The organism is Armatimonas sp., from assembly GCF_031410135.1.
GTDB lineage: Bacteria > Armatimonadota > Armatimonadia > Armatimonadales > Armatimonadaceae > Armatimonas.
This window is the reverse complement of sequence record NZ_JANNYP010000687.1, coordinates 1-11,432: the sequence shown is the minus strand read 5'-3', so window position 1 is coordinate 11,432 and position 11,432 is coordinate 1. Positions and strand designations below refer to the sequence as shown.

At 60.2% G+C, this 11,432-nt stretch carries 12 protein-coding genes; 9 read left to right on the top strand and 3 right to left on the bottom strand.

The annotated features are described in order from the left end of the window. Nucleotides 1-144 precede the first annotated feature (144 nt). The 9 genes from RMO15_RS25100 (at nucleotide 145) to RMO15_RS25060 (ending at nucleotide 7,887) form a co-directional block, all read left to right on the top strand. Nucleotides 145-810, top strand: coding sequence for a CAAX prenyl protease-related protein (locus RMO15_RS25100; protein WP_309719122.1), 666 nt, complete (start codon nucleotides 145-147; stop codon nucleotides 808-810). Nucleotides 811-850: 40 nt separating this feature from the next. Then, on the top strand, nucleotides 851-2,626 hold the full coding sequence (gene hscA, locus RMO15_RS25095; protein WP_309719119.1) for a Fe-S protein assembly chaperone HscA: 1,776 nt from the start codon (nucleotides 851-853) through the stop codon (nucleotides 2,624-2,626). Nucleotides 2,627-2,629: 3 nt separating this feature from the next. Then, the gene (locus RMO15_RS25090; protein WP_309719116.1) at nucleotides 2,630-3,106 is read left to right on the top strand and encodes a DinB family protein; all 477 of its coding nucleotides are present in this window, start codon (nucleotides 2,630-2,632) and stop codon (nucleotides 3,104-3,106) included. Between the two features lie 12 nt (nucleotides 3,107-3,118). Further along, entirely contained in the window at nucleotides 3,119-3,355 is a 237-nt protein-coding gene (locus RMO15_RS25085; RefSeq protein ID WP_309719113.1) for a hypothetical protein, read from the top strand. Beyond that, nucleotides 3,352-3,750 (top strand): HNH endonuclease signature motif containing protein, encoded by a 399-nt coding sequence (locus tag RMO15_RS25080; RefSeq protein ID WP_309719110.1) that lies wholly within the window; start codon nucleotides 3,352-3,354, stop codon nucleotides 3,748-3,750. Before RMO15_RS25085 ends, RMO15_RS25080 begins: the two co-directional genes overlap by 4 nt. Continuing rightward, nucleotides 3,747-5,270, top strand: a complete 1,524-nt coding sequence (locus tag RMO15_RS25075; RefSeq protein WP_309719106.1) for an NFACT RNA binding domain-containing protein — start codon at nucleotides 3,747-3,749, stop codon at nucleotides 5,268-5,270. The genes RMO15_RS25080 and RMO15_RS25075 overlap by 4 nt, the downstream gene beginning before the upstream one ends. A 150-nt stretch (nucleotides 5,271-5,420) precedes the next feature. After that, on the top strand, nucleotides 5,421-6,467 hold the full coding sequence (locus RMO15_RS25070; protein WP_309719102.1) for a DUF3500 domain-containing protein: 1,047 nt from the start codon (nucleotides 5,421-5,423) through the stop codon (nucleotides 6,465-6,467). Next, a complete protein-coding gene (locus RMO15_RS25065; RefSeq protein ID WP_309719099.1) occupies nucleotides 6,467-6,976 on the top strand; it encodes a peptidylprolyl isomerase in 510 nt (169 codons plus the stop codon). Before RMO15_RS25070 ends, RMO15_RS25065 begins: the two co-directional genes overlap by 1 nt. After that, nucleotides 6,973-7,887: an aldo/keto reductase gene (locus RMO15_RS25060; RefSeq protein ID WP_309719095.1), complete on the top strand. Its 915-nt coding sequence runs from the start codon at nucleotides 6,973-6,975 to the stop codon at nucleotides 7,885-7,887. Before RMO15_RS25065 ends, RMO15_RS25060 begins: the two co-directional genes overlap by 4 nt. Here RMO15_RS25060 and RMO15_RS25055 read toward each other — a convergent pair. From RMO15_RS25055 to RMO15_RS25045, 3 genes are all read right to left on the bottom strand, one after another. Continuing rightward, nucleotides 7,868-9,310 (bottom strand): retropepsin-like aspartic protease, encoded by a 1,443-nt coding sequence (locus tag RMO15_RS25055; RefSeq protein WP_309719092.1) that lies wholly within the window; start codon nucleotides 9,308-9,310, stop codon nucleotides 7,868-7,870. The two genes, RMO15_RS25060 and RMO15_RS25055, sit on opposite strands and share 20 nt — an antisense overlap. Nucleotides 9,311-9,328: 18 nt before the next feature. After that, nucleotides 9,329-10,525 (bottom strand): anhydro-N-acetylmuramic acid kinase, encoded by a 1,197-nt coding sequence (locus tag RMO15_RS25050; RefSeq protein ID WP_309719089.1) that lies wholly within the window; start codon nucleotides 10,523-10,525, stop codon nucleotides 9,329-9,331. Next, nucleotides 10,525-11,432: glycosyltransferase family 4 protein (locus RMO15_RS25045; RefSeq protein ID WP_309719086.1), on the bottom strand; the 908-nt coding region annotated here is incomplete at its 5' end. The genes RMO15_RS25045 and RMO15_RS25050, both read right to left, overlap by 1 nt.

Sequence of the window (11,432 nt, the reverse complement as noted above, 5' to 3'; positions counted from 1 at the left end):
CTCCTCAAAAGCAACCAGCCCATTGCAGAAGGCACATTGAATTGGAGCGGCACCAAGCTGACATTACACCCCGTGCGTCCCAATTCTATCGTCCCTAAGCCAGTTACTTTGGGACGCCTGTATTCCGATCACTGATAATTTTCTATGACCAACAAACCCGACGGGCTCCCCTACGCCGCCCCGATGGTGCTCTTTCTGGTGCTGACGGCACTGGAGGGCTACCTGCCCCTCGCGCTCTATCCCTTAATCTACGGCGTCAAGGCGCTGCTGGTTCTGATTGCGCTGCTTGTCTGTGCCCGCGCTTGGAAAAGTGAGCTTCGCTGGGACACAAAAGCCATGGCGCTGGGAATGGTGCTGGGACTGCTTGGTCTGGGGCTTTGGTTGGGGCTAGATGCGCTCCAACCCGCGGGCTGGTCTATTGGAACGCGCACGGCCTACAACCCGTTTCAGGAGATTTCTACCCCTGCTCTTCGGTACAGCTTTATCACCGTGCGCTTTATCGGCCTCGTGCTTCTCGTTCCGGTGATGGAGGAAGTGTTCTGGCGCTCGTTTCTGCTGCGCTTTGCCACCGACCAGGACAAGTGGAAAGAATTGCCACTCGGGCAGTTCTCGCTCGCCGCTTTTGGGATCGTCGCCGGGCTCTTCGCCGTGGCCCATCCCGAGTGGCTGGCGGCTATCGGCTATGCGGCGCTCATGGCGGGGCTGCTGCGCCACACGAAATCTCTCCTGGCTTGTGTTGTCGCGCACGGGGTAACCAATGCGGCGCTCGGGGTATTTGTTCTGCTCACAGGTAACTGGAAGTACTGGTAGTTGGGAACCAAAATTGTGCTAGCGGGTACACTCTAGCGATATGGCGACGATTCTTGGTATTGACTTAGGCACAACAAACTCTCTGGTGGCCGTCGTAAAAGACGGGGTTCCCCAGGTAATCTGGGGGCTGGTGCCCTCCGTGGTGTACTTCCCCGAAGACGGCGAGACACCGCTCGTGGGCACCGATGCGCTTCCCTATCTCACCTCCCACCCCAGCCGCACGATCTACTCAGCCAAGCGGCTGATGGGCAAGGGCGACGGCGATGCTGAGGCACTCCGGGGAAGCCTGCCGTATTTGCTGACGGGCGACTGCCAGATCGTGCTGGGTGAGCGGCTGGTGAGTGCACCAGAAGTCGGGGCGTGGGTGCTGCGCGAGCTAAAGAACCGCGCCGAAGTGGCACTGGGAGAGGCGGTTACGAAGGCCGTGATTACCGTTCCCGCCTACTTCAACGACTCCCAGCGCCAGGCCACTAAAGACGCGGGCGAGCTGGCGGGGCTGGAGGTGATTCGCATCGTCAACGAGCCCACGGCGGCGAGCCTGGCGTATGGCTTGCAGAACACCAAAACGGCCACGATTGCGGTCTTTGACCTAGGCGGCGGGACATTCGATATTTCTATCCTGCGCCTCGAAGACGGCCTCTTTGAGGTGCTAGCCACCGGCGGCGACACGCGGCTCGGCGGCGATGACTTCGACGATGTGCTGGTGGCGTGGCTCAAGGCACGAGCGAACCTACAGCACACCGAGCCCGCCACGCTACGCCTCGCGGCGGAGGCGGCCAAGCGCGAGCTGAGTACTAAGACAGTCACCGATCTCTTCGGCATCGCCCTCACCCGTGAGGACTTCGAGGAGGCCATCGCGCCCCTGATCGAGCGCACGCTCGCCGCCTGCCGCCAGTGCCTCACCGACGCCGGACTGAGCGCTTCAGAGATCGCCGAGGTCGTGCTGGTCGGGGGCTCGACGCGGGTTCCTGCTGTCCAAGCAGCTGTCGGGCAGCTCTTTGGCCGCACGCCCCACACGCACCTCAACCCGGATGAAGTGGTCGCCTTGGGAGCCGCGCTCCAGGCGGACATTCTCTCGGGCAACCGCGACGACCTGCTCCTGCTGGATGTCACCCCGCTATCGCTGGGGATCGAGACCATGGGCGGCGCGGTTGAGAAGCTCATCTTCCGCAACTCAAAAATCCCTAGCACGGCGAAAGAAGAGTTCACCACCAGCGTGGACGGTCAGACAAAAGTCTTGCTCCACGTGGTTCAGGGCGAGCGTGAGCTCGCCGCTGACAACCGCTCTCTGGCCCGGATCGAGCTAACAGGCGTCCCCCCCCTGCCCGCTGGTGTCCCCAAGATAGAAGTCCAGTTCCTGCTCGACGCCAATGGAATTCTGCAAGTCAGTGCAAAAGAGCTACGCTCAGGAGTCGCCACAGAGGTGCGCATCAAGCCCACCTACGGCCTCGACCAGTCCCAGGTCAAGCAACGCGTCCGCGACTCGTTTCTCCACGCCGATGAAGACTTCGCCGCCCGGATGGTCGCCGACATGCGCACCGAGGCCCAGTCCGCGATTCTCGGTGCCCAAAAGCTCCTGCCCGGCTACAACGGCGACGACAAACCCGCCATCGAAGCCGCACTCGCCGAGCTGATCGCCGCCAAAGAGTCCGGCACCGACCACAACCTCATCCGCGAGAAGATCGAAGCCCTCGATAAGATCGGCGAGAACCTCGCCGCCAGCGCCATGAGCGAGATCGCCAACAGCCTCATCGCCGGCAAAACCCTCACCGAAGCCAGTGCGTACCTCGAAGAGCGCAAGCAGGAGCAACGATAAACCATGGAACTGCAACAGCTCTACGCCCACGCCTCTCGCTGCCATGCGACCCTCGCTCCCGTTCTCCGCGCCCATACGGAGCTGCTCCACCGGGAATTTGTGACGACCTCGCGCTTCAATACGATCGCCAAGCTCCTCGTGCACTGCAACGGGGCTGAGGAAGGCTGGTACGCCCGTCTAGTTGACAAGCCATGGCCTCCGTCCTACGCAGATCGGGCTCCCAACGACCTGGAGAGCCTCCTCACCGACGCCGAGGCACTTCGCACCGAGACGCTTGCCTTTATCGCCGCCTCATCGCCCGAGAGCCTCGCGCAAGTTTTTACCGTCTCGCTTGGCAAAACCACCACTCTCACGGCCCAGGAAATCCTCTTCCACATCGTCAACCACGAGCAGTGGCACCGCGCCCAGATCTACACCGCTCTCCAGGGCTTCGGGACCAAGCCCCCCAACCTCGACTATGTGCTTTTAAAACCCTCTTGATATAATGCCAGCATGACCACAACACGCGCAGACGACGAGATTATTGACCTGCTCGCGACAGCCCCTCAGATGCTAGATTATCGCCCCTCCGATGAGGCGAGAGAGCGTTTCTGGGAGCTCGTACAACTCAAAAAAGACGGAACTCTGACCATTGCAGAGCAGATTGAGCTTGAGCACTATAACCGCCTGGAGCATCTCGTTCGGATGGCAAAAGCACAAGCACGACAGAAACATCCTCAAGCGGCATGAGCCACACCTACATTCCTGCTGCACTTCGTCGCCTTGTTGCGGAGCGTGCGCAATACCAGTGTGAGTACTGTGGAATCCATGAGGCTGACACAGCTTTTGGATGCCAAGTAGATCACATCATTGCAGAAAAGCATCGTGGGCGAACCGATGAAGCCAATCTGGCATATGCCTGTGGTTTCTGCAATCAGAATAAAGGAAGCGACATCGCCTCGATTCTCTCGCCCGATGCCCCCGAAATCATTCGCTTCTTCCACCCACGACGTGACCTCTGGAATGAACACTTTAGACTCAATAATGATTTCGTCATTGAAGGCATTACAGATATTGGCAGAGTAACTGCGGAGATTTTTGGGTTCAACCAGCCGGAACGTGTTGCAGAGCGACGGTTACTATGACCATCCCTTTTGATTTTTTCGTCCTCGCGGCTGTCGCGGCGGAGCTTCGGGCGGCGCTGGTCGGGGGGCGGATTCAGAAAGTTCAGCAGCCAAGCGCCAATGAGATCATTCTCTCGACGTTCTCCAAGGCGGCGGGTGGGCGGCGCTTGCTTCTCTCCGTCGATCCACACGCGGCGCGGGTGCACTTTACACAAGTTAAGCGCGATAACCCGACACAGCCGCCGGGGTTCTGCCAGATTGCACGAAAGTATCTGGAGGGCGCGTGGATCGAGGCCGTCGAGCTGCCGTTCCCAGACCGCGTCTTGCACCTAGTCTGTCGCACGGTCGAGGGTGAGCGCGTGACCCTGATCTGCGAGCTGATGGGCCGCAACTCCAATCTCATTCTCACCAGCGGCGCAGGTGTTGTGCGCGGTGTCCTGCGGCACGGCGGCGAGCGCGAGATGCACCACGGCGCGGCGTATAAATCCCCCCCCGGAATCTCCACCGACGTGCCCTTTCTCTCCAAGTTTGCTGAGACCGAGGCTGCTTTCCATCCCGAGGGCGAGCTGCTCCAGCGCACGGCCTTGGGGCAGTTTGCGCCACACTCGATCCAAGGCGATGATGGCCATACAACCGGTGTGTGGGCGTTTGAGACCAAGAGCGTGGTTGGTTTTCCGCGCGAGAGCATCTCGGTCGCGCTGGACACGTTCTGGGCCACCAAGCTCACGGAGAAAGCCGAAGACAGCGCCGAGGCCGCTGCGGAGCGTGCTCGTCAGCAAGCACTCGCGCGTGTCGAGAAGCAGTTTGCCGAGCTGGAGAAAACTTTCCAAGAAGCTGCTCGCGCCGACCAGCACGAGGAGTGCGGGAACTTGCTCCTCGCCCATCTCGCGCAGGTCAGCAAGGGAGCAGAGAGCGTAGAAGTCATGGATTTCTACAACGACGGCCAGACGCGCATTATCGCGCTCGATCCCAAGAAGTCCCCTCATGAGAACGCCGAAGCCTGGTTCGACCGCGCCCGCAAGGCCCGCGATGCCGCCGAGTACGCTGCCCGCCGCAAAGCAGAGCTAGAAGCAGAGCGCGAAGCATTACAGATGGGCCTACCCCCCAGCCCCCGCCCAGCGGGGGAGAAAGCCCCGCCGACAAGTGGCGCTCAAGGCGGAAAAAAGTTCGATGGCCACAAGATTCGCACGCTCACGCTCGATGGCGAGTGGACACTCTATATTGGAGAGAACGCGACCAGCAACGACTACTTGCTCACCAAAGTCGCCGCGCCAAAAGACCTGTGGTTTCACATCCGTGGTGTCGCGGGAGCGCACGGCGTCCTCCGAACCAACGCCCACCCCGAGCGCGTCCCCGACTCTGTGATCCGAAAAGCAGCGGGACTCGTCGCGGCACGCTCTGGAGAGAAACACGCGGGGATGGTTCCCGTGGACTACACAGAGCGTCGCTACGTCCGAAAACCGCGCGGGGCCAAGCCAGGGCAGGCAATCTATACGATTGCAAAAACAATTGATGTGGAACCCCTCTCGTCGAGTGGTTGAAAACCACTCGCTAGAGGCCCTGCGGGCCGAAGGCCCTCACGGGCCTAAACGGACTCCGTCCAGTAGGACGTTCGGCAACGGGTTGCCTCCAGCGAGGAATTTTCAACTCCTCGCACGCTCCACACGCACCATCAAGGGTACAATGCCCGCATGAAATCGTATCTCCCTCTCTTGCTCCTGCCAGCGGTGGCAGTCGTCTTCACACTCACGGAAGCGCAGTCTCGGATTCAGGAAAAGTCCGCCAAGACCATGGCCAAGGCTGCTGAGAGCCTGCTGACACTTCTCACGCCCGGGCAAAAGGCCAAGGCCACGTTTGCCTTCACCGACCCCGAGCGCACCAACTGGTACTTTGTTCCCCGCGATGATCGCAAGGGCGTCCAACTGAAAGAGATGACCCCAGAGCAGAAAGCCGCCGCGCTAGCCCTGCTCCGGACGGGGCTATCGCAGAAGGGCTATACGAAAGCCACGACCATCATGGCGATGGAAAATGTCTTAAAAGCCATCGAGAAAGGTACCGGCCCCGTTCGCGACACTGAGCGCTACTTTGTCACGTTCTTTGGGACGCCGCCGTTCTCGGCGAGCAAGCCCTGGGGCTGGCGCTTTGAGGGGCACCACTTCGCGCTGAATGTGACCCTGGTCGGGGGAAAGATCGCGGCGAGCCCGAACTTCTATGGCACCAACCCGGCGGAGATTCGCGTGGACGATGGCGGAATGAAGGGCACCCGCGCCCTCAAGGACGAAGAAGAGGCGGCTCGGGCGTTGCTGACGGCACTTACCCCGGAGCAACAGAAAACGGCGATCTACGACACCGCAGCTCCCAACGACATCTTCACGGGCAATAAAGTGAAGGTCGCGGCGCTGGAGGCCAAGGGAATTGCATACAAAGACCTTACCAAGGAGCAGAAGAAGCTGCTCGATACGCTGATTGGGGTGCACACGGGCAACATGGCCGCTGAGCTGGCAAGCGCCCGTACACAGAAGCTCAAGAAGGCTGGAAGAGACGGGATTCTCTTTGCCTGGGCCGGTGAGACCGAGGTTGGCAAGCGGCACTACTATCGAGTGCAGGGGCCGACGTTTCTCATTGAGTACGACAACACGCAGAACAATGCAAATCACGTCCACAGCGTCTGGCGCGACTTCGACGGCGACTTTGGCCAAGATCTGATCGCGGCTCACCTGGCGAGCGAGAAGCACTAATGCGTGCGGTGTTTGTCACGGAGCTGGGGGAGATTGAGGTCGAGCTGGACGCCAAACGCGCTCCGGTCTCGGTCAAGAACTTCTTGCGTTATATGACAGCGAAGGCCTACGATGGCGGGACGTTCTACCGCACCGTGACGACCACGCCAGACAACCAGCCAGGCAAGACGGTCAAGATCAACGTGATCCAGGGCGGGGTGCGGGAAGGCTTCAAGGCTTTTCCGCCCATCGCTCTGGAGCGCACGAATAAGACCGGCATCAAGCACAAAGACGGCGTGATCTCCATGGCCCGCGACACGCCTGACTCCGCGACTGAGGCGATCTTTATCTGCGTCGGGGATCAGGCGGAGCTAGACTTTGGCGGCAAGCGCAACCCCGATGGGCAGGGCTTTGCGGCGTTTGGCAAAGTGGTGCGTGGAATGGAAGTTGTTAGGAAAATCCACAAGAGCCATGCAGAAGAACAAGCGCTGACCCCGAAGATCACGATCAAGAAAGTAGTTCAGAAGTGACGCTAGAAAAACGCAAGCTGGGGCGAACGTGCCTAGACGTCTCAGCGATCGGGCTGGGTGGTGCAGGGATCGGCGGGATCTACCAGAACACCGTGGCGGATCGTGACACGGTCGAGACGGTGGAGCTGGCGCTGACGAGTGGTATCAACTTTATTGATACCTCGCCCCTCTACGGTGAGAGCGAGCGACGGCTGGGGATTGCATTACGAGGCGTGGATCGCAAGAGCTATTTTTTGTCTACTAAGACCGGGACACACCCCAACTACAAGCAGGACTACTCGTGGGACGGGACGCTGCACACCGTCGAGAACTCCCTCAAGCTACTCGGGGCCGATTACTTTGACATCTTGCTCGTCCACGATCCGGAGCTTATTGAGCCCGTCTTTGCTAAGCGCGGGGCACTCGAAGCCCTAGAGTGGCTTCGTGAGCAGGGCGTCGTACGCAACATAGGCCTCGGCCAGCGACGGCACGATTTTCATAAGCAGGCAATAAAATCAGAGCGATTCGATGTGATCCTCACCTTCAACGACTACCATGTCACCCGTACCACCGCGCTGACTGAAGGGCTCTTAGAGATCGCGGCGGAGCACAATATCGGCGTGCTCAATGGCTCCCCGATGGGCCACGGTTTGCTCACGGGAGTAGATCCGCGCACGCTCCACACCCCGCACTTAGTGGAGCGGGATGCAAAAGCCGCCACCAAGTTCTACGACTGGTGCCAGAGCAAGAAGCTCAACCAGAAGGCAATTGTCTTGCAGAGCTGCCTGAAGCAGCCGCTGATCCACTGCACGCTCACAGGAGCCAAGAACAAGCAAGAACTACACGAAAACTTAGACGCACTCCATGAAGAGATCCCTGACTATGTCTGGGAGGATCTGAAGACACTCAAGCTCACTGAGGGACAAGTCTGACTCGTCGCCCGGTGGGATCTAGCTCGATCACGGAAAAGCGGCTCAGAAAATCCATTCCCAGCAGGAGTCCGTGCTCAAAGCCCGTCGCGGGGTTATGCACTCTGTCGAGAAACGAGGCCGCGGTCGCCTGGGAGTAGCTTGCAAGCAACCGACTCTCGGGCGTGAGCAGCTCGTAGCCCACCGTGTGCGTGCGGCGCTCAATCTGCGGGTGCGACTGACCGATTCCCATCGTGGTCTGCAGACGATCCCGGCGGAAGCGTGAGGTGAGCTGTGCCCCCGCTCGAAGGGAGAAGAAATCCTGGGTCGCACCCGTGTCTAAAATCGCCCAGAGAGAATTTCTCCCCGTTCTTCCCCGCCGCCGACAGTGCACCTGGACCACGGGCTGATCTGAAACAAGGTGCAGCGGAAGCCAGATGCCCACCGACTCTAGGGGAGCAGGCTTTTCTAGCAATGTCAGAGTGTTCTCGCGCAGGTCAAGCCGCTGCACCCGCTCGCCCAGAACTCGCCAGCCTATCAGCCCGTCAAAGCCCCCGAGATTGCCCGGCGCAGACTCGATCAGCAGTCGCTTCAGCTCTAGTGCCCCAAGCTGAAGCTGCTCCGCCCGGTAGAGTCGCCCCGCACTCTGGCCTTGAATGCCGGTCAGCATAGTACTCGCTACAAAGGTCGGGTGGAGCCGCGCCAAAGCCTGCGGAGTGAGCATAAAGTGATGCCCTCCCCCGGTGTCGTAGAGCAGGCGCATCGGCTGGCCCTCTATACGAGCGTCGAAGTACAGCATCCCACGCGGATCGCGCTTGAGGGGAAGTGTGTACACTGGTGGCAAGGAAACTCCAGGGCAGAACATTGGCCCCTCAGGAAAAGCACGGTTCACAACAGGCTGGTTTTGGGCACTGAGACGCAGGGGCTGGCTCCAGAACTCAAACGGATAGCCACGCGGTGCGAGCCGCGTTAGTGCGGCAGTAGCGTGCAGAGCTTCGTCAGGAGTTGCCACTACGGAAAGTAACCACAGCCAGCCCTCCGCGATCTCAGATTGTTGCTGGGTTGCTCGCCTCAGGTAGCCGCGTGCCGTGTCACGATTTGCCTGCCAGCGCAGGGCAAGTGCGCCCAACGCCACCACCGGCCAGTAGGCACCAGGGTCGCGCTGTGCGGCCCATTCAGCGCTCTGTTGCGCACGTTGCGGCTGGCCGCCCCGCAGGTAAGCCAGCGCCAAAAGCCCCTCACCTTCTGGCGTCGGCACAGTCACTTTCTCGCCCACTGTTATCGCCTCCTGCCAGCGATCCAGCCGCAAAAGTGCGCGAAGCTCCCCTTCGTAGTGGTGAAGTGCTCTGTAGCCTGACCTCGCCCGTGCAAACTCTCCCTTTTCAAAGAGGAGATCGGGGGCCAGCGGAGCGAGTGCGGAGGCCATGATCCAGGGCGTCTGTGGCATGTCCTGCTATTCTACCCGTCAGGGAAACATCACGGAGCCCAGAGTGACCTGCCGCGCTGCCCCGGTCACGGACGGCAGGTTCGCCGGGTTGCCCAGCAGCGTCTCATTGGCGAGCACACAGAACGCCAGCGCCTCTTTGGCATCTCCATTCATCCCGATGTCCTCGTGAGTCAACACCGGGATCGGATCGAGCTTGGAGCGCAGGAATGTCATCAGCGCTGGGTTCCGCGCCCCCCCTCCCCCCACTATCACCTCATCGGGCATCCGGGGTAAGTAGCGCTCGTAAGCATCTTGGATAGAGAGTGCCGTAAACCACGTCAGGGTTCGCAATAGATTGCTTTTACTCTGCATCACGCGAGCACTTCGAGGAAGCGCGTGTTTGAGAATGAGTTCAAAAGTTACCTCTCCAAACTCCTCGCGCCCGGCAGACTTGGGAGGCTTTTGTGCCAGAAAGGGGTGCTCCAGCAACCAATCCAACAGATCATAGTCCGGCTCCTTGACGGCTAAAGCAAGCTGACCATCTCGGTCACAGCGTAGCTGGCCATCTGTGGCCCACTGTGCAGCGCGATCCATAAGCATGTTGCCGGGGCCGGTATCGAAACCTATCACTTGATCTTGTGTGGCGTTGGGCGGTAGAAACGTCACATTGCCAATTCCGCCGATATTTTGAACCGCACGTGCCTTGGTCGGATGCGTTAAGAGGCACCAGTCCACGTAGGGAACCAGGGGAGCACCCTGTCCCCCGACGGCCACATCGGCACTCCGAAAGTCCGAGACTATGGGCACACCGAGCCGCTGCGCCAGCACCGCTGGGTTTCCAATTTGGAGAGTGGAGCCGCCCCCCCCGCCCCCAAGACTGGGGGAGATAGTGTTGGGAGTATGGGAGATAGTCTGGCCGTGGCTGGCGACAGCATCTACTGTCCCCGCGTCTAGCGCCTCGACGGCCTCGACAAAAACTTCGGCGAGGGCCATGGAGACTTTGGAGACTTCCTCGGCATTGCCCTCACCATGGCTCAAAGCTAAAACGCGCTGGCGGAGCGTGTCGGGGATCGGGTGCTCGATGGCTTTGAGCAGCTCCACTTTTGTCTCGCGCCCATTGCCGGAGATTTTCACCAGTGCCGCATCCACACCATCCACACTCGTGCCACTCATCAGCCCCACCAGAAGCCGCTCGGGCTTGGCGGCGTATTCGGCAAAGAACTCAGCAGGTCTCATCAGATCAATTCTAGCAGATGCTTCATGAATCCGGCGAACCCAAAGCGCTCAGCGACGGCTTGAGCGGCGTTCGAGCCCAGTCGTTCCCGCTCATCGGCATTATCCCAGAGCCGGGTGAGCGCCTCCAGAAGCGCAGAATCGTCGTGCGGGGGAATGAGAACAGCGGTCTGATTCTCCTCGACATAGTCCGTCACGCCCGGCACGGCGCTCACGATGCAGGCTTTGTGCGCCGCCATTGCCCGCAGTAAAACCGTCTGGCCCGACGAGAAACTTGTCGGGTGGAGCGGGATCAGATGCAGTCGTGCTGAGGCGATCAGGGCATTGGTCGTGTTGTGGTCGGTGTTGAAGCGCACGATGACATTGGGCGGAGGAGTGACTCCCCCAAACGGCGCTTCATCGGCAGCGACCACGGTGACGGGAATCTCTAGCCCTTTCACAGCGCGAAAAAGTGTGGCGTAGTCCCGGTTCGATTGGCCCAGCGCCAGCGCAAAGCCTGCGTCCGTGGGAGCAGGAACATCGTCGGGAGCGGCCCAAGGCGTAGGAAGAAAGACAAAGCGCTCTGCGGGTAACTTCAAGAGCATCGCGTATTCGTCGCGCTCCGCCGAGGAGAAACACACGATCTTTGCGGCATCGGCGAGAAGCCCTCGAAACAGCGGAAGCGCCTTAAGAATCCCGCCTTTTAAGATCGGCCCCACCACAACCACCGGCGTTTTGGCGCGCTGGAGCCGTCGCAGGAGTAAAACTGCCAGTGCACAGCGTAGCTCCCAGGTGAAAACCGTGTCGTAGGAAGCCAGCTTATAGCCGCGCCCTACCAAACAAAAAAACTCTGCCAGGTACGGAGGCAGCTTGCTGGCCCGCGGCGAGCGATCTAGGTTAGGCTCGGGGGCGGCAAAGAGCAGTTCGCCGG